This is a genomic window from Microvirga aerophila (genome assembly GCF_003332305.1).
GTDB classification, from domain to species: Bacteria; Pseudomonadota; Alphaproteobacteria; order Rhizobiales; family Beijerinckiaceae; genus Microvirga; species Microvirga aerophila.
On record NZ_QOIO01000022.1, the window covers coordinates 47,696 to 66,221 of the forward strand.

Consider the following 18,526-nt stretch of genomic DNA (forward strand, 5'->3'; position numbering starts at 1 on the left):
CCTTCGGCTAAGAGGTCTCGTCATGAACTGGCGAGATTACTGGAACCAAGACACGCCGATTTATGCGGGCGAGCGGCACAAGCTCCTGCATTACCGGCTTGTTGCCAACGACATCATCCGCTTCATCCCGTCTCGCGGGGCGGCCGTGCTCGATTACGGCTGCGGCGAGGCCCTGTTCGCCGATCGGGTGGCGGCCCAATCCGGGCACCTCTTCCTGTGTGATGCCGCGCCTGTGGTGCGCGAACGTCTCCACGGGCGGTTCGCCGGCAACGAGCGGATCACCGTCCTAGCTCCGGACGGGGTATCGGCCCTGGCGGATGCCTCCCTCGACCTGATCGTCGTGAACTCTCTCCTGCAATATCTCTCGCTGGAGGAACTGCGCAGCCTCCTGAAGCTCTGGCGCGCCAAGCTGAAGGCAGACGGCAGGCTTGTCATCGCGGACGTGATCCCACCGGACGTAAGCCCACTCACGGACGCGAGGGCCCTGCTGTCGCTCGCCTGGAAAGGCGGCTTCCTGAAGTCCGCGATGCTCGGCCTCGCGCGAACGGCCTTTTCAGAATACCGCAAGATCCGCGAGGAGATCGGGCTGTCTCAGTACAGCGACGACGAGATCGTCGACATCCTGGATGATGCCGGCTTCGCGGCCGAACGGGCGGAGCGCAACATGGGGCACAATCCGGCCCGCATGACGTTCGTGGCGCGGCCGGTCTAGCCGTTGGAAACGGCGAGCCGCAGGCGACGCTGGTCGCTCGCCACCGACAGGCCCAGGACCACGAGGCCGCCCACCGCGAGAAGCGCTCCGACCCAACCCGTCGACGCGAAGCCGTAGCCGGATGCGATCGCAAGTCCGCCGAGCCAGGCGCCCAAGGCGTTGGCGATATTGAACGCGGAGTGGTTCAAGGCCGCCGCCAGGGTCTGGGCATCCGCGGCAACGTCCATGAGGCGTGTCTGAAGGGCTGGCCCGATGGCGACGCTACAGCCTACCAGAAATACGCAGGCCGAGAGCATGTAAGGGTTCTCGGCGGTGAGCGAGAGTACCGACATGACGACGATGCTGCCAACCAGCGTTCCGGCGATGGTGGCGATCAACGCCTTGTCGGCAAACCATGCACCGACGAGATTGCCGACGATCATTCCCGATCCGAACAGGGCCATCATGACCGGGACAATGCTCTCGGGTATGTGGGCTACTTGGGTTGCGGTCGAGGCGATGTAGGAGAAAACCGAGAACAGGCCGCCGAAGCCCACGGCCCCGATACCAAGGGTGAACCAGACCTGCTTTCGCTTGAAGGCGCCCAGCTCGCGCAGAGGAGTTGCTCCCTCCTGCACCCGGTCCTTCGGCAGGAACAGCCAGATCAGCGCAACCGTGAGCGCCCCCATGACGCCTACGGCCGCAAAGGCGATCCGCCAGCTCATAGCTTGGCCGAACCAAGTGGCGACAGGAGTGCCGATGAGAGTTGCGACCGTGAGGCCCAACATCACCCGGGCAACGGCCTGGGTGCGCTTGTTTGGGGGAACCAGCGAGGCTGCGACCAGCGCTGCCACGCCGAAATAGGCCCCGTGCGGCAACCCGGTCAGGAATCGCACCAGCACAAAGGATTCGAAGCTCGGTGCAATGGCGCTGACCACATTTCCGACGGCGAAGACAGCCATCAGGATCAACAGAAGGGTCTGCCGTGCGAGCTTTGCCGCAAGGACCGCGATGATGGGAGCGCCGACCACCACGCCAAGCGCATAGGCGCTGATGGCATACCCGGCCTCGGGAGTGGTCACGCCGAATTCCTGCGCCAGGTTCGGCAACAGGCCCATGATGGCGAACTCGCCGGTACCGATTCCAAAACTGCCGACAGCCAGTGCCAGCTCGATCAAGGCCACCGCAAGGCGCGAGCGTGGAACGGCGGTCTTCCCGACCCGAACCGCACCATCGACCTCTGCCATCGTCATGTCCGACATGGAGCCCCCAAATTCACTTTGCCCGGCAATTTCGCTTGGGCGTCTCGGGCCCTCGGTTATATTGCACTGCAAAAAGACTTGAGGGACCCGACGAAACGCAGGTCTGGCCTGCAATGAAAGCCTGGAACGAACCTATGTGCCGTCTGGGCAAGCGGAGGTTCTAGGCAAATGTCCAGGCCTTGTGCGCCAGGAAGCTCCACAGCATCACGATTCCGGTCGTCACCAGCTGAGCCGGGAGATAGGGCGCAGCAAGCCAGACAACGAAGGCATGCATGAAAAGCCACGTCAGCAGAAAACCCACCAGAGCCACGAGGGCGAAACGCCAGGTGGCCTCTCGGTGGGGGCGGCTGCTCCGATAGGTGTGCGTGCGGTTGAGGGCATACGACACCAGCCCGCCGGCGATGTAGCCGGCAAGGGTCGCCGGGACGGGCGAGGCCAAGTTGCCTTCGACAAGACCGATCAGAATCCCGTAATGGGCCACGGCCGCCGCAAGGCCCACCCCCGAGAAGGCGGCGAACTGACGGGAGAGACGGTGTAGGGCATGAGTGGTCACGTGCCCTCGATAGCGGTTTGAAGCGGCGCGGTCACCCATTTCATCGTGGAGCAGCGTCGCCTTGGCACTTTCTTTCGGCGTACAGGGCGTGTAAGAGCCTCCCTCAACCTTCAATCCGATCACACGCCAGCTGCGCTCGAAGCGCCGCATCATGCGGCCGCGCGGCTGGACACGCCTGGGTGGCCATATGCCGAAGCGGACAGACATTTCCTCCATCCTCATCGTCGGGGCCGGTCCGATCATCATCGGGCAGGCCTGCGAGTTCGACTATTCGGGCACGCAGGCCGTCAAGGCGCTCAAGGAAGAGGGATACCGGATCGTCCTGGTGAACTCGAACCCGGCGACGATCATGACCGATCCGGATCTCGCCGATGCCACTTACGTGGAGCCGATCACCCCGGAGATCGTCGCCAAAATCATCGAGAAGGAGCGCCCCGATGCGCTTCTGCCCACCATGGGCGGCCAGACGGCGCTGAACTGCGCCCTGTCGCTCAAGAAGATGGGCGTTCTCGAGAAGTACGGCGTCGAGATGATCGGCGCGACCGCGGAGGCCATCGACAAGGCCGAGGACCGTCAGCTCTTCCGCGAAGCCATGACCAAGATCGGCCTCGACACGCCGAAATCGCGGCTTGCCAACGCCTCGGCCCTGAAGAAGGCCGACCGGGACGCCTATCTGGCCGAGCTCGCCCGCATGGAGGCGCTCGACATCCACCCGGGCGACAAGAAGCGGATGATCGCCGCCTACGAGATCAAGTGGAACGCGGGCGAGAACGATCGCCGCAAGCGTTATCAGGAGCACGCTCTCGGCGAAGCCTTGCTGGCGCTCGCCGCCGTGGGCTTGCCGGCCATCATTCGTCCGTCCTTCACCATGGGCGGCACGGGCGGCGGCATCGCCTACAACCGGGACGAATTCCTGGATATCGTCGAGCGCGGCCTTGATGCGTCGCCCACCAACGAGGTGCTGATCGAGGAAAGCGTGCTCGGCTGGAAGGAGTACGAGATGGAGGTCGTCCGCGACAAGGCGGATAACTGCATCATCGTCTGCTCCATCGAGAACATCGACCCCATGGGCGTCCACACGGGCGATTCCATCACGGTCGCGCCCGCCCTGACGTTGACCGACAAGGAATACCAGATCATGCGCGACGCCTCCCTGGCGGTTCTGCGCGAGATCGGTGTTGAGACCGGCGGCTCGAACGTGCAGTTCGCGGTCAATCCCGAAAACGGACGCATGATCGTGATCGAGATGAATCCGCGCGTGTCCCGCTCCTCGGCGCTCGCCTCCAAGGCCACGGGCTTTCCCATCGCCAAGGTCGCGGCCAAGCTCGCCGTGGGCTACACCCTCGACGAGATCGCCAACGACATCACCGGCGGCGCGACGCCCGCCTCCTTCGAGCCGACCATCGACTACGTGGTCACCAAGATCCCGCGCTTCGCCTTTGAGAAGTTCCCCGGCTCCGAACCGACCCTCACCACGGCCATGAAGTCGGTGGGCGAGGCCATGGCCATCGGCCGCACCCTGCCGGAATCCCTTCAGAAGGCGCTGCGCTCGTTGGAGACCGGCCTTACGGGCCTCGACGAGATCGAGATCGAGGGCCTCGGCAAGGGCGACGACAAAAACGCCATCAAGGCGGCGCTGGGCACGCCCACCCCGGACCGGCTGCTCAAGGTGGCTCAGGCGCTGCGCCTCGGCATCAGCCACGACGAGGTCTATGAGAGCTGCAAGATCGACCGCTGGTTCCTGGAGCAGCTCCAGGCCATCGTCGATCTGGAAGCGAAGGTGAAGGCCTATGGCCTGCCCCAGACGCCGGGCGCGTTCCGCCACCTCAAGGCCATGGGCTTCTCCGATGCGCGCCTCGCGGTGCTCACGGCCAAGGCGGAGGCCGAGGTGCGTACGCTTCGCCGCTCCCTGGACGTGCGCCCGGTCTTCAAGCGCATCGACACCTGCGCGGCCGAGTTCGCCTCGCCCACGGCCTACATGTACTCGACCTACGCGGCGCCGTTTGCCGGCAAGGCTGCGGACGAGGCAGCTCCCTCCGAGGCCAAGAAGGTCATCATCCTGGGCGGCGGCCCGAACCGGATTGGTCAGGGCATCGAGTTCGACTATTGCTGCTGTCACGCCTGCTTCGCTCTCAAGGATGCAGGCTACGAGACCATCATGGTCAACTGCAACCCGGAGACGGTCTCTACCGACTACGACACCTCCGACCGGCTCTATTTCGAGCCGCTGACGCAGGAAGACGTGCTTGAAATCATCGAGACCGAGCGCTCCAGGGGCACGCTCCACGGCGTCATCGTCCAGTTTGGCGGCCAGACCCCGCTCAAGCTCGCCCGTGCCTTGGAAGAGGCGGATGTGCGCATCCTCGGCACCTCGCCGGACGCCATCGACCTCGCTGAGGATCGGGACCGGTTCAAGCGCCTGCTCGACAAGCTGCACCTGAAGCAGCCCAAGAATGGCATCGCCTATTCGGTGGAGCAGAGCCGCCTGATCGCGGCCGATCTCGGCCTGCCTTTCGTGGTGCGCCCCTCCTACGTGCTGGGCGGCCGCGCCATGGCGATCATCCGCGACGAGGCGCAGTTCGAGGATTACCTGCTCGGCACCCTGCCGAGCCTGATCCCGTCCGACGTGAAATCCCGCTACCCCAATGACAAGACCGGCCAGATCAACACGGTGCTTGGCCAGAACCCGCTGCTCTTCGACCGCTACCTGTCGGACGCGATCGAGGTGGACGTGGACTGCCTCTCCGACGGCAAGGACGTGTTCATCGCGGGGATCATGGAGCACATTGAGGAGGCGGGCATCCATTCGGGCGACTCCGCTTGTTCGTTGCCGCCCCGCTCACTCGCGCCGGAAATCCTTGCCGAACTTGAGCGTCAGACCAAGGCGCTGGCGCTCGCCCTTGACGTGGGCGGCCTGATGAACGTCCAGTACGCCATCAAGAACGGTGACATCTACGTGCTCGAGGTCAATCCCCGGGCCTCGCGGACCGTGCCGTTCGTGGCCAAGGTCATCGGCGAGCCGGTGGCCAAGATTGCCGCCAGGATCATGGCCGGCGAGAATCTGGCTCAGTTCGGCCTGACCCCGAAGGAATTGCCGCATATCGGCGTGAAGGAGGCCGTGTTCCCGTTCGCGCGCTTCCCCGGCGTCGATGTGCTGCTCGGGCCGGAAATGCGCTCCACCGGGGAGGTGATCGGCCTCGACAAGAGCTTCGGCGTTGCTTTCGCCAAGAGCCAGCTCGGCTCGGGCACCCAAGTCCCAAAGACCGGAACCCTGTTCGTTTCGGTGCGCGACTCGGACAAGTCACGCATACTGCCAACCGTCCAGATGCTGGAAGGGCTTGGCTTCCAGATCGTCGCGACGGGGGGTACTCAAAAGTTTCTTGAGGAGAACGGCGTCAAGGCTTCGCGGATCAACAAGGTGCTCGAGGGCCGTCCGCACGTGGTGGACGCGATCAAAAACGGCGATATCCAGCTCGTTTTCAACACCACCGAGGGCGCTGGAGCGCTGTCGGACTCCCGCAGCCTTCGTCAGGCCGCCCTCTTGCATAAGGTGCCTTACTACACCACTCTTGCAGGTGCGATTGCCGCAGCCGAAGGCATCAAGGCCTATCTGGGCGGGGATCTCGAGGTTCGGGCGCTTCAGGATTATTTTGCCTGACGCGCAGGCCTCAATCGGAACTGCGAAGCTTCACAGAAGTTTTCGTTGACATGCGAGGGCGTCGGAAACGGCGGCCTCGTACCTCTTTTTGAACGAGACGAATGATGGACAAGGTCCCTCTGACGATCAAGGGTTTCGCGGCGCTTGAGGAAGAACTCAAGCATCGTCAACAGGTTGAGCGCCCTCGGATCATCCAGGCGATCGCAGAAGCGCGCGCGCTTGGCGACCTGTCGGAAAACGCCGAGTATCATGCCGCTAAGGAAGCCCAATCCCTCAACGAGGGCCGCATCCTTGAGCTGGAAAGCCTTATTTCCCGCGCCGAGATCATCGACATCACGAAGCTCTCTGGTGACCGGATCAAGTTCGGCGCAACCGTGAAACTCGTGGACGAGGACACGGAAGAGGAAAAGACCTACCAGATCGTGGGCGAGCCGGAGGCGGACGTGCACTCGGGCCGAGTGTCGGTCTCCTCCCCCATCGCCCGTGCCCTCATGGGCAAGACCATCGGCGACACGGTCGAGGTCGTCACCCCCGGTGGCGGCAAGTCCTATGAAGTCGTGGGCGTTCAGTTCGGCGCGTAACGAGCAATCTTGTCAGAGAGCAGTGTGTGGGGATCGCATGTGGCGGTCCCCGCTTTTTTAGCGCTGCTTTTGCGCGGTCCGGGACGTGTATAACGACCTGAAATGACCTCGCCCGTTGACGTCGATCAGCCAAGCCCAACTTCTTTAAGGTGAGACGAAACGGGAGAACTGGAATGCCCTTCAGCCGCCGCCATTTCCTGACCGCAGCCGCTGTAGGGCTGACAACCCCTGCCCTCGCGCAGTTCGGCGCCGCCCCTGCGTTCCCCCAGGCCTTCTCGTCCTTCGCGGTCGATGTGGAGATGCTGAGGGCGAAAGGACATGGGCCTTACGCCGACATCGTCGGCGTGGCTGCCCTTGAGGAGCTACAGCGCTCCTTTGCCGACCGGACGGACCCACGCGGACCGCGCTTCGTGCTGCGCGTGACGAGCCTTGTCCTGACGTCCAACCCGGACAGGGGTGGCGGCGACCGGTGGCGGGGTGGAGGCGGGAGCGGAACCGATGCCCTCGAGGGCGAGGCCCTAGCCGTGGGTCCGAGAGGCGTGGTCCTGGCCCGTCATCCGCAGCTCGCGGTGCTGGACGTGAGCAGGAGCATCGTCGACCCGGACGAGCCCGGCCGCACGGCGGCGGTCGCCCGGCACTACGTCCGCTGGCTCCGGCGTCGGCTTTAAATCGTCAGACCGCCGCCTCGGGCACATCCTCGATTGGCACCAGGGGTTCGTCCTTGATGAGATCGAGCGTCAGGGCCGTGCGGACGTTGCGGACGTTCGGAAGGGATGTGAGTTCCGACACGAGGCCCTGGAAGGCAGCTAGGTTCGGGGCCACGCATTTCATGATGAAATCGATGTCGCCGGAGAGCGTCCAGCATTCGCGCACCATGGACCAGTCGTTGATCCGCTGCTCGAATTCCTGGAGTTCCTTCTTACCCTGGACATCGAGCTGGACCATGGCGAAGCACACGATCTCGAAGCCCAGGCCCTTGGGGTCGAGCATGGCCCGGTAGGCCTTGATGATGCCGGCGCTCTCCAGGGCGCGCACCCGGCGAAGGCATGGGGGCGCCGACAGGCCGACACGCCGCGCCAACTCCACGTTCGTGATGCTGCCGTCGGCCTGCAGTTCCTTGAGGATGGCCCAGTCTATGGAATCGAGGCGTCCGCGCACGTTAACTCCGGTAAAGGCTCGTCTCGGCTGAGTAGACCGTGTAGAGGGTCTGCACAAGAAGGGCGGGCAATTAAGTCGCAACGAACTTCATGCATTCCACAGGCTCGATGATCAAATGTTGCGCAATCTCGGCTTAACCTCCTGGGTGCTCAGCGACGGCAAGGCCGGCGACGAACTCCAGGCGCTGAGCCTCGCGGAAGCCCTGGATCTGTCGCCGGAGATCCGCCGCGTCCGCCCGAGCGCGCCCTTCGCCTGGGCCATGCCGTGGGGCCCTGTGGATCCTCGCGAGCGGCCGGGCGCCCATAATAGCCCCATCGCGCCGCCCTTCCCGGACATCCTGATCGCCTCCGGCCGCCGGGCCGTGCCGTATCTTCGCTTCGTGAAGAGCGCCTCCGGCGGGCGAACGTTCACGGTCTATCTCAAGGATCCCCGCACCGGGCCTGCGACCGCTGATTTCATTTGGTCGCCGTCCTACGACCGCCTGAGGGGACCAAACGTCCTGACGACCCTCACGCCGCCCCATCGGGTTTCCCCCGAGAGTCTGGCAGCCGCCAGAGCGCATCCGGACGTGCGCTTCGCGCCCCTGCCCCATCCCCGCGTCGCGGTGCTCGTCGGCGGCGACAGCCGCCATCACCGCTTCACGGGCCAGGATATCGCCCGGTTCATGGACCACCTGACCGCCCTGTCCCGCACCGGTGCGGGGCTCATGATCACGGCGTCGCGCCGGACTCCCTCGCGTCTTCGGGAAGGCCTCGTCGAACTCGCCGCGCGCCACGGCGGCTTCTTCTGGGACGGCGCGGGTGAGAACCCCTATGTTGCGTTGCTCGCCCAGGCGGACACGGTGGTGGCGACAGCCGATTCCTTCAACATGATCGGCGAGGCCGCCGCCACGGGCGTCCCGATCCTCGTCTTCGAGCCCACGGGTGGGCACCGGAAGCTCAAGGTCTTTCTAGAGGACCTGAAGGCTCAGGGAATTGTGCATCCTTTCGAGGGCCGTCTTGTGGGACAGCCTTATCAGCCCTTAAATGCAACGTTTGAGATTGCGCGCGCCGTAGCCGAAGGCTTGGCCCGCCACCGCCGTACGCTCGGATTGCCGGACGCGGCCTTTTCGCTGGAGAATTCTTGATGGCCCACCCCCACGCCAAGCTCATCATCATCGGCTCCGGGCCGGCCGGCTACACGGCGGCGATCTATGCCGCCCGCGCCCTGCTCGAACCGGTGATGATCTCCGGCTTCCAGCCCGGTGGTCAGCTCATGATCACGACGGACGTGGAGAACTATCCGGGCTTTGCGGACGTGATCCAGGGACCCTGGCTCATGGAGCAGATGCGGCTGCAGGCCGAGCATGTGGGCACTCACATGATCTCCGACCACATCACTAAGGTCGACCTGAAGCAGCGCCCCTTCCGCCTGGAGGGCGATTCCGGCGAGGTCTATACCTGCGATGCGCTCATCGTTGCGACCGGCGCTCAGGCCAAGTGGCTCGGCCTGCCCTCGGAGGCCCTGTTCCAGGGCTTCGGCGTTTCGGCCTGCGCCACCTGCGACGGCTTCTTCTTCCGCGGCAAGGAGGTCGTGGTGGTGGGCGGCGGCAACACGGCCGTGGAAGAGGCGCTGTACCTCGCCAACCTCGCCAAGAAGGTCACCGTGGTCCATCGGCGGGATACCTTCCGGGCCGAGCGCATCCTGCAGGACCGCCTGTTCAAGCACCCCAACGTCGAGGTGGTGTGGAATTCCGCCGTGGAGGAGATCTGCGGATCCCAAAACCCGTCCTCCGTCACCCATGTGCGGCTCAAGAACCTCGTTTCGGGACAGGCCTCTGAACTCAAGACGGACGGCGTGTTCATCGCCATCGGGCACAAGCCCTCCACCGAGCTCTTCGCAGGCCAGCTCGACATGAAGCACGGCGGCTATCTGCTCACCAAGCCGGGCACGACCGAGACCAATATCCCGGGCGTTTTCGCCGCCGGAGACGTGGCGGACGACATATACCGCCAGGCCGTGACGGCCGCCGGCATGGGCTGCATGGCGGCTTTGGAAACAGAGCGCTATCTCGCTGCCCTGGAGTCCGCCCAGCAGGCTGCCGAGTGAAATTATAAACACTTGGTTGACCCTTGGGCCGAATTCCTATTGCGTTCGACCTTCGTCTCATAAGAGATAAGCTGCCCCGCTTCAGAGGGTGAGGCAGCAGGGGGTTGCTGTGGACTGGGACAAGATCCGGATTTTCTATACGGTCGCGGAGGCAGGTAGCTTCACGCGGGCCGGCGATGATCTGGGCCTGAGCCAGTCGGCGGTCAGCCGCCAGATCAGCGCCCTCGAACGGGAGCTGAAGGCCCCTCTCTTCCACCGCCATGCCAGAGGCCTGATCCTCACCGAACAGGGCGATCTCCTGTTCCGGGCCGCGCGCGACATGCGCATGCGGCTGGAGACCACCAAGGCCCGCCTGGTGGAGACGAGCGAGCGCCCCTCGGGCGAGTTGAAGGTGACCACCACCGTGGGCCTCGGGTCGATCTGGCTCGCGCAGCGCATCGCCGAGTTTCTGGACATCTACCCCGACGTGCGGGTTCAACTCCTTCTCAGCAACGAGGAACTGGATCTCGCCATGCGCGAGGCCGACGTGGCGATCCGCCTGCGCCGTCCGGCCCAGCCGGACCTGATCCAGCGGCGTCTCTTCACGGTCCACTTTCACGTCTACGCGTCGAACGACTATCTCAAGCGCTTCGGCGAGCCGAAGACCCTGGAAGAGCTCGACGATCACCGGATCGTCTCGTTCGGCGGCGACCAGCCGTCTTATCTGATGGCGGTGCACTGGCTCTCCACGGCAGGCCGCGAGGGCCGGGAGCCGCGCCAGTACCATTATGTGGTCAACAACATCACGGCCCTGAAGATCGCGGTCGAGACCGGAGCCGGGATCGCGGTGCTGCCCGATTACGCCGTCGTAGGCAATCCGAACCTGAGCCAGATCCTGCGCGAGGTCGAGATGCCCTCCCTCGACAGTTACCTCGTCTATGCCGAGGAGATGCGCTCGGTCGCCCGCGTGCAGGCCTTCCGCGATTTTCTCATCAGCAAGGCCCAGCGCTGGACGTTCTGACGCCGGCGCTCCGCTATCGAAGCTTTGCCGCCGCGCCGATCATGTCGGCTTTTTGACACGAGGCATGCGCTAAGCGCAGCCCTTTCATGAGGCATGTTGCGTTGCAAATGAGCTCAATGCATCCGATATGAGCCTTGGCTGATTTCAACGCGGCATCGCTTTCTTCCTCCCGGCGCTGCCGTGTCGGCCGTTCCCTCTGGAAGGTTTTGACTTTTGTCGGACCTCGACTTTGCCGGGCCTCGCGCCCGGCTTTTTTCTTTTCAGCGCCCGGCAAGGAACCGGCGGCGGAACAACCAGCCGCCGGCCTGATCGGTCAATCCGCGCCTGTCACTGAGCCTGGGTGACCTCGTCCTTCAAGGCCCGGCGCAGCACCTTCCCGACATTCGTCTTTGGCAAGGTCTCGCGGAACTCCACCCGGCGCGGCACCTTGTAGGCCGTCAGGTTCTCGCGGCAGAACTCCCGCAGGGTGTCGGGCGTCAGGCTCGCGTCCTTGCGCACCACATAGGCGACCACGACTTCACCCGCCGCTTGATCCGGCAAGCCGATAACGGCCACCTCCGTGACGCCCGGATGCTGGGCGATCACTTCCTCGACCTCGTTCGGATAGACGTTGAAGCCGGACACGAGGATCATGTCCTTCATTCGGTCGACGATCTTCACCTCCCCGCTCGGCTGCATCACGGCAACGTCGCCCGTGCGGAAATAGCCGTCCGGCGTCATGGCCCTCGCGGTTTCGTCCGGGCGCTGCCAGTAGCCGGCCATGATCTGGGGACCCTTGGCACACAACTCGCCCCGCTCTCCATAGGGCAGAGCAGTACCGTCGGCCCCGCGGACCGACACGTCGGTGGACGGCAGCGGATAGCCGATCGTGCCGGTGAACTCGTCGATGTCCAGGCGATTGGCGCAGATCACGGGCGAGGTTTCGGACAGGCCATAACCTTCGACGATCGGCTGGCCCGTCACTTCCTTCCATTTCTTCGCCACGACGGCCTGGGTGGCCATGCCGCCGGACACGGAGAAGACCATCTGGGAGAAATCGACCTCCCTGATCCCGGGTGCGTTCGCCAGGGCGTTGTAGAGGGTGTTGACCCCCGACATCAGGGTGAATGGGCGGGATTTCAGGGTCTTGACGAAGCCTGCGATGTCGCGCGGATTGGCGATTAGCAACTGGCATCCGCCGATCTTCGTCATCAGCAGCGCACACACCGTGAGGCCGAAGATGTGGTAGAGCGGCAGCGCCGTCACCATCACATGGTCGTTCCGCTCGCCGAAGAACGGACGCATCCAGGCTTCGCACTGAAGAACGTTGGCCACGACGTTGCGGTGAAGCAGGACGGCGCCTTTGGCGATGCCTGTCGTTCCGCCCGTGTATTGCAGGAACGCCATGTCGTCGGGCGAGACGGTGACAGCTCGCGGGGGCTGTTTCGAGCCTTGAGCCAATACCGATTTGAACGATATGGCGGCCGGAAGATCGTATGGCTTCACGGCCTTCTTCACGTGACGCGACACGAGATTGACGATGGCGCCCTTGAGGCCGAGCAGATCGCCTGGCGTGACGAGGATCACCTGCTTGAGATCGAGGCCGGACAAGGCATCCTGTACGGTGGCGGCGAAGTTCTCGAGCACGAACAGGTGCCGGGCCCCGGCGTCTTGAAGCTGATGGGTGAGCTCGCGGGCCGTATAGAGCGGATTGACGTTCACGACCGTGCAACCGGCGCTCAGGATCCCGAACAGGATCGCCGGATAGGCCATCACGTTCGGCAGCATGATTGCGACGCGATCCCCTCGTTGAAGTCCTTGCGCCTGGAGCCATGACGCTACGGCATCGGCCTTGCGGCCTAACTCGGCATAAGTTATGCGCTTGCCGAAGCTCTCGGCGGCATTGCGCCCGCCATAGGCCGCAACGCCTTCGCGGAACATATCGACGAGCGTGCCGATCTTCGCCTCGTCGATGACCTTTGGAACCTGTGGGGGGTACGCATCAAGCCAAGGGCGGGCTACAAGCTGATCCGTCGCGCCCGAAAGGGCGGCCGCCGGGGTCGTGGCGTTCATCGTGTTCCTCCGCTTCAACGCGCGGTTACATTGGGAGATGGCGTCTCCATGTAAGAGAAATTGGCGCGGAAGGCGGCGTTTGTCGATGGGATAGTTTAGATCTGAACGGTCGGGCCCTGCCGACCGTTCAGATCTTGGGGTTCTAGTGAGTCTTGTGGAGGACCTGCTCGGCAGGCCTGCCGCTCAACTCGGCCATATGGTCGAACCGGGTCGAGAAGGTCCCAACGCCCGACGTGACCGAACGGAGCTCGATGATGAGATCGCCGATCTCCGATTCCGGAATCGTGGCGCTGAGAACGTCCCAACCGTCCCAGCCGGGCCGTCCGTCATAACCGAGGATCTGCCCCCGGCGGGCGGTGACCAGGCCCGTCGCCTTGGACAGGGCGTCGGACGGGATCGCGATCTCCACGGACAGGATGGGCTCCAGCAGAACCGGCTTCGCCTTGGGCAAAGCCTCCGCCAGCGCCAGCTTGGCGGCAGCCTGGAAGGCCGCATCCGACGAGTCGACGGTGTGGTAGGACCCGTCGGTCAGCGTCACCGCGAGATCCACCACAGGGAAGCCCAAAGGGCCCGTCTTGATTGCATCCCGGGCGCCGGTCTCGACGGACGGGATGTACTGGCGCGGAACGACCCCGCCTGTGATCTTGTCCTGAAAGGCGAATCCCTCCCCCCGCGGCAGGGGGCTGACCTCGATCATCACGTCTCCGAACTGGCCATGGCCGCCGGTCTGCTTCCGGTGCCTGCCCCGGGCCGACGCTTGAGCGCGGATCGTCTCGCGGTAGGCCACCTGGGGCTTGCCGGTCTCCACACCCACCTGGAAGCGTGACGCCAGTCGCTTCACCGCGACGCGCAGGTGCATCTCGCCCTGACCCAGGAGACGTATCTCGCCCATGTCCGGACGCGTCTCGAGCACCAGGGACGGATCCTCCTCGGTGATCTTCTGCAGGGCGCTCGAGAGGCGCACGTCGTCCTTGCGGTCCTTGACCTTGAGGGCGACCGCATAAACGGGCTCGGGCGGCGCGATGGACAGGATCGCCTCGGGGCGGACCTTCCCGGACGAGAACGCATCCCCCGTGCCGATTCCTTCGAGACGCCCGAACCCGACCGTATCGCCGGCTTTGGCCTCGGCAACGCGGGTGGTGCTGCTCCCGACCATGCTCACCAGACTGCCGATGCGGGCCTCCGCGCCGCGTGACCCGAGAACGGTCTCGCCCTCATGGAATGTCCCGCGCAGGACCCGCCCGATGGAAAGCTTGCCGCCTTGCCCGAGATGAAGCGTCTTCATGATCTGGGCCACAGGGGCGCCCTCCTCCGAGAGGCCAAGGCGCGCCCGGGTCTCATCGACGGAAGGTGCTTCGTGGCGAAGCGCCTTCAGGAGCCGCGTGACCCCGTTGCCGCGATCGGCCGAACCGATGAAGGCCGGCACCACATGGCGCTCCTTCAGCTCCCGTGCGAGATCGTCGAACACCCGGTCCCGGGGCGGCTCGATCTCGGAGATCAGGTCCTCCATCAGTCCGTCGTCGTAATCGGCTAGGCGCTCGAGCATGGAGAAGCGGGCCTCACGCTCACGCGATGCTTCGTCGGCCGGCAGATCAACCACTTCGCTCGGCGCGTGTTCGCGATAGATGAAGGCGCGCTCGAGAGCCAGATCGATGAAACCGACCGCAATGCCGTCCTGCCACAAGGGAATCTGACGCAGGAGCAACGGCGTGCGCGAAGCACGTTGGAGCAGCGCCAGGGTCTCGCGAACCCGCTGCGTCGCGGCGTCGATTTTGTTGATGAAGAGAAAGCGCGGGATATCGGCTTCCTCCAACTCCCTCAGGATGACCTGCAGGGCGGGCACCTTGCGCTCGTCCGCCTCGCAAACCACGATGGCCGCGTCGCAGACCGGCGTGATGTTGCGCATCTCATGCAGAAATTCCGTAGAGCCGGGGCAGTCGACAAAGGTCATCCGCTCGCCGAGAAACTCCACCGTCGCCACGTTCGGCTCGATGCTCATGCCGTGGGAGCGAGCCTCCTGGCTCGCATCACCCACGGTATCGCCATTTGCGATTCGTCCCGCGCGGGCAATCGCGCCGGTTCGCTCCAGGATCGATTCGAGGAGTGTGGTCTTGCCGCTCTGAAAGGGTCCGACGATGGCGATGCATCGCGGGCCCGCCGGTCCTCTGCCGTTGGGTGCCATGAGAGTCTCCTTCCCCTCTGCCCCCGTTTGGCGCGCTCTTGCCGGTCGCGTTGATGACGATGCTCTGCCTCTCAGGCTGCTTTGGCAAGAGACGAATCTGGGAAAGAAAAAGGCCAAGCTTTCGCTTGACCTTCGAAACAACGCCTCTGTTTCTGGTTCGCTCAGCGCACGGCGCGCAACTCGAAATCTCCGACCCCGAGTGCGAAGTTCAAGCCTGTCTGGCCGCTGACCGACAGGGGCTGAAGGGCGATGGAGCGGTTCGATCCGCCCACCAGAACGTTGGCCCCGAGCCCTGCGCCGACCGTGGCCTCGGCGCTCGCACCCACATAGCTGCCCGCAAGAGAGCCGGGCCGGACGCTGCCTTCCGAGAGAACCGCCCAGGACAGCACACCCCGCCGGGTCGCCCCGATATCAAGGCCGAACCGGCGGATCACGCCGACATAGTATTCGTTGGGACCACGACGCGGGTTGAAGGTGCAGGAAGTAGTTTTCTGCGACGTCACGATAAGGCCGATGCCACCCGACACATTGCAGGTCAGGACGCCGGTGCGCACCCGGCTCTGTGCCTGTGCGTCGCCTGCCCCAATAGACCCGAGAAGAACCAGAACGGCGATTGAGGCAGTGGCGCGAAGCATCGTGATCTCCCAAGCGTGGCCTTGCTGGGTGACCAACGGCGCTGGAGGACAGCAGTTCCTACCGGGGGATTGCCGCCGCCTCGGCATCCTGATGCTCGCCGCGACGGACCACATTCATGGCGAAGATCGTAACCGGTCCAGCCCTGAGGAGGTTGAGTGCCGAGACGATCATCTCGGCAAGACGTTCAGGCGTGACTTCGGAGCCCTCGATGTCGAAGAGGAAGTCCTTCGCCTCGATGTGCCCGCCATTGGTGAAGTCGACACGGAAGTCCGACTTCACGCGATACTCGGATCGTTGATCGATGCGATAAGGCGCTGCCTCGGGATCCGGATGGAATGTCCGAGGCAGACCGGTCAACGAAGTGATCCGCAGAAGCGCTGAATGCGGTTGCAGGCATCCTCCAGGGCCGCGTTGGACGTGGCGTAGGAGATGCGGAAGTTCGGGCCCAGGCCGAAGGCCGAGCCGTGGACCGCCGCGACGCCTTCCGCCTCGAGGAGTTCCGATACGAAATCCTCGTCAGTCTTCAGAACCTTGCCGGACGGCGCGGTCTTGCCCATAGCCTCGGCGCAAGACGGATAGACGTAGAACGCGCCTTCCGGCATTGGGCACTTGATGTACTTCGACTGGTTCAGCATCGAGACCACCAGGTCGCGACGCTCCTCGAAAGCCTTCTTGAAGCGCGGGAGATGCTCCTGCGTGCCGTCGAGGGCCTCCACGGCCGCCCACTGGGCGATGGAGCAGGCGCCGGAAGTCTGCTGGCCCTGCACGAAGTCCATGGCCTTGATGAGGTGCTCGGGACCGGCCGCGTAGCCGATGCGCCAGCCGGTCATGGCATAGGCCTTCGACACGCCGTTCATGGTGAGCGTGCGGTCATACAGGCCGGGCTCCACCTGGGCGGGCGTCACGAACTCGAAATCACCGTAGGTCAGGTGCTCGTACATGTCGTCGGTAAGCACCCACACGTGCGGATGACGCATCAACACGTCGGTGATCGCCTTCATCTCCTCGCGGGTATAGGCCGCGCCCGTCGGATTCGACGGCGAGTTGAGGAGGAGCCACTTGGTCTTGGGCGTGATGGCGCGTTCCAGCGCGTCTGGCTGGAGCTTGAAGTTGTGCTCCATGGTGCAATCCACGAAAACCGGCGTGCCGCCGCACAGGCCAACCATTTCCGGATACGACACCCAGTAGGGAGCCGGCACGATGACCTCGTCGCCCGGGTTCAGGGTGGCGAGGAGCGCGTTATAGATGACCTGCTTGCCGCCGGTGCCGACGATGGTCTGGGACGGCTTGTAGTCCAGGCCGTTCTCGCGCTTGAACTTGCGGGCGATGGCCTCGCGCAGAGGCACGATGCCGGACACAGGCGTATACTTGGTTTCACCCCGGCGGATGGCCGCCATGGCGGCTTCCTTGATGTTGTCCGGCGTGTCGAAATCCGGCTCGCCCACGGAGAGGCTGATCACGTCCCGGCCCTGGGCTTTGAGATCCCGCGCTTTCTGCGTGATGACGATCGTGGCAGACGGCTTGATGCGGGAAAGGGCGTCAGACAAAAAGCCCATGGGAATCCTCCGGTCGGGGCGTTAGAAGGGATCGGTGACGGCGGCGGACCCTAGTCCGCCCAAGCCGTCCAATCAAGCTAAACAGCCCACCTCCGATGGGTTTTTGAGGAGACTCCCTGCCGATGACTTCTTCCGTCACCCGCCGCCTCGCGCTTGGCCTTTTCGCCGGCGCGACGCTCCTGGCCTCCGCCGCCACTGCCCAGACCTACCCCGAGCGCGTCATCAAGATGGTCGTGCCCTATCCGGCCGGCGGCCCGACGGACGTGATTGCCCGCATCGTGGCGGAGGAAATGGGCAAGGATCTCGGCCAGAACGTGGTCGTCGAGAACCTGGCCGGCGCCTCCGGGGCGGTGGGAACCCGCACGGTCGCGAAAGCCGATCCTGACGGCTACACGATCGTTTTCGGCAACAACCAGACCCACGGGAACAACATGTTCCTGCTCAAGGAGCCTGGCTACGACGCCGTGAAGGACTTCGCACCGCTGGCCGGCGCAGGCGCATTTGAGCACGTCTTCGTGGTGAGCAACCAGTTGCCCGCAAAGTCGATGCAGGAGCTCGTGGAACTGGCCAAAAAGGATCCGGGCAAGCTCAATTACGGCTCGACCGGCGTGGGCTCCGGCTCGCACCTGGCCACCGAGCTCTTCATGGTGCGTACGGGCACGAAGATGACCCACGTGCCCTTCCGCGGCGCCGCTCCCCTGGTGACCGAGCTGATGGCCGGACGCATCGACGTGTCGAATTCGACCCTGCCCAGCGTGCTCAGCCAGTTCCAGGCCGGCAACATGCGCGCCATCGGCCTCGCAAGCCCGCAGCGAAACCCGCAAGCCCCCGACGTGCCGACCCTTCGCGAGCAGGGCATCACGAACGCGGACGCGGAATCCTGGGCGGCCTTCTTCGCGCCGGTAAATACGCCCAAGCCCGTTCTCGACAAGCTTTCCGGCAAGATCATCGCGATCCTGAACAAGCCGGACATCAAGGAGCGCATCACCAAGCTCGGGTTCACCCTGAACGTCCGTGATCCGGAAGCCTTCAAGCCTTATCTCGCCAAGGAAATCCAAACCTGGGCCGAGATCATCAAGACGGCGAACATCAAGGCGGAATAAGCCTCC

General features: G+C 64.3%; 16 protein-coding genes. 8 read left to right on the top strand and 8 right to left on the bottom strand.

The genetic code is table 11. The features are described from left to right. Nucleotides 1-22 precede the first annotated feature (22 nt). On the top strand, nt 23-712 hold the full coding sequence (locus DRB19_RS13545) for a class I SAM-dependent methyltransferase (RefSeq protein WP_114186560.1): 690 nt from the start codon (nt 23-25) through the stop codon (nt 710-712). Here the strand turns inward: DRB19_RS13545 and DRB19_RS13550 are convergent. Further along, the gene (locus DRB19_RS13550) at nt 709-1,944 is read right to left on the bottom strand and encodes an MFS transporter (protein WP_174799970.1); all 1,236 of its coding nucleotides are present in this window, start codon (nt 1,942-1,944) and stop codon (nt 709-711) included. The genes DRB19_RS13545 and DRB19_RS13550 overlap by 4 nt on opposite strands. Nucleotides 1,945-2,113: 169 nt before the next feature. Next, complete coding sequence (locus tag DRB19_RS13555; RefSeq protein WP_308494301.1) at nt 2,114-2,713, bottom strand: GtrA family protein; 600 nt, start codon at nt 2,711-2,713, stop codon at nt 2,114-2,116. Here DRB19_RS13555 and carB point away from each other — a divergent pair. From carB to DRB19_RS13570, 3 genes are all read left to right on the top strand, one after another. Next, on the top strand, nt 2,694-6,164 hold the full coding sequence (gene carB, locus DRB19_RS13560; protein WP_114186618.1) for a carbamoyl-phosphate synthase large subunit: 3,471 nt from the start codon (nt 2,694-2,696) through the stop codon (nt 6,162-6,164). The genes DRB19_RS13555 and carB overlap by 20 nt on opposite strands. A gap of 104 nt (nt 6,165-6,268) precedes the next feature. Next, nucleotides 6,269-6,745 (top strand): transcription elongation factor GreA, encoded by a 477-nt coding sequence (gene greA / locus DRB19_RS13565; RefSeq protein WP_114186619.1) that lies wholly within the window; start codon nt 6,269-6,271, stop codon nt 6,743-6,745. 173 nt (nt 6,746-6,918) lie between these two features. Further along, the gene (locus DRB19_RS13570; protein ID WP_114186561.1) at nt 6,919-7,413 is read left to right on the top strand and encodes a hypothetical protein; all 495 of its coding nucleotides are present in this window, start codon (nt 6,919-6,921) and stop codon (nt 7,411-7,413) included. Between the two features lie 4 nt (nt 7,414-7,417). Here the strand turns inward: DRB19_RS13570 and DRB19_RS13575 are convergent, their stop codons facing one another. Further along, nucleotides 7,418-7,903, bottom strand: a complete 486-nt coding sequence (locus DRB19_RS13575) for an Lrp/AsnC family transcriptional regulator (protein ID WP_114186562.1) — start codon at nt 7,901-7,903, stop codon at nt 7,418-7,420. Between the two features lie 115 nt (nt 7,904-8,018). Here DRB19_RS13575 and DRB19_RS13580 point away from each other — a divergent pair, with 115 nt between their 5' ends. The 3 genes from DRB19_RS13580 to DRB19_RS13590 all read left to right on the top strand — a co-directional run bounded on the left by DRB19_RS13580 (nt 8,019) and on the right by DRB19_RS13590 (nt 10,991). Continuing rightward, nucleotides 8,019-9,029, top strand: a complete 1,011-nt coding sequence (locus DRB19_RS13580; RefSeq protein ID WP_114186563.1) for a mitochondrial fission ELM1 family protein — start codon at nt 8,019-8,021, stop codon at nt 9,027-9,029. Beyond that, the gene (gene trxB / locus DRB19_RS13585; RefSeq protein ID WP_114186564.1) at nt 9,029-9,991 is read left to right on the top strand and encodes a thioredoxin-disulfide reductase; all 963 of its coding nucleotides are present in this window, start codon (nt 9,029-9,031) and stop codon (nt 9,989-9,991) included. The genes DRB19_RS13580 and trxB overlap by 1 nt, the downstream gene beginning before the upstream one ends. A gap of 109 nt (nt 9,992-10,100) precedes the next feature. Next, the gene (locus DRB19_RS13590; protein WP_114186565.1) at nt 10,101-10,991 is read left to right on the top strand and encodes a LysR family transcriptional regulator; all 891 of its coding nucleotides are present in this window, start codon (nt 10,101-10,103) and stop codon (nt 10,989-10,991) included. Nucleotides 10,992-11,318: 327 nt separating this feature from the next. Here DRB19_RS13590 and DRB19_RS13595 read toward each other — a convergent pair whose 3' ends face one another. The 5 genes from DRB19_RS13595 to DRB19_RS13615 all read right to left on the bottom strand — a co-directional run bounded on the left by DRB19_RS13595 (nt 11,319) and on the right by DRB19_RS13615 (nt 17,417). Beyond that, complete coding sequence (locus DRB19_RS13595; protein WP_114186566.1) at nt 11,319-13,043, bottom strand: AMP-binding protein; 1,725 nt, start codon at nt 13,041-13,043, stop codon at nt 11,319-11,321. Between the two features lie 142 nt (nt 13,044-13,185). Beyond that, nucleotides 13,186-15,225: an elongation factor G gene (locus tag DRB19_RS13600; protein WP_114186567.1), complete on the bottom strand. Its 2,040-nt coding sequence runs from the start codon at nt 15,223-15,225 to the stop codon at nt 13,186-13,188. Between the two features lie 161 nt (nt 15,226-15,386). After that, complete coding sequence (locus DRB19_RS13605) at nt 15,387-15,860, bottom strand: DUF992 domain-containing protein (protein ID WP_114186568.1); 474 nt, start codon at nt 15,858-15,860, stop codon at nt 15,387-15,389. 58 nt (nt 15,861-15,918) lie between these two features. After that, entirely contained in the window at nt 15,919-16,218 is a 300-nt protein-coding gene (locus DRB19_RS13610) for a hypothetical protein (RefSeq protein WP_114186569.1), read from the bottom strand. Continuing rightward, nucleotides 16,215-17,417, bottom strand: a complete 1,203-nt coding sequence (locus DRB19_RS13615) for a pyridoxal phosphate-dependent aminotransferase (RefSeq protein ID WP_114186570.1) — start codon at nt 17,415-17,417, stop codon at nt 16,215-16,217. The genes DRB19_RS13610 and DRB19_RS13615 overlap by 4 nt, the downstream gene beginning before the upstream one ends. Nucleotides 17,418-17,539: 122 nt before the next feature. Here DRB19_RS13615 and DRB19_RS13620 point away from each other — a divergent pair, with 122 nt between their 5' ends. Beyond that, a complete protein-coding gene (locus DRB19_RS13620; protein ID WP_114186571.1) occupies nt 17,540-18,520 on the top strand; it encodes a Bug family tripartite tricarboxylate transporter substrate binding protein in 981 nt (326 codons plus the stop codon). Nucleotides 18,521-18,526: the final 6 nt, after the last annotated feature.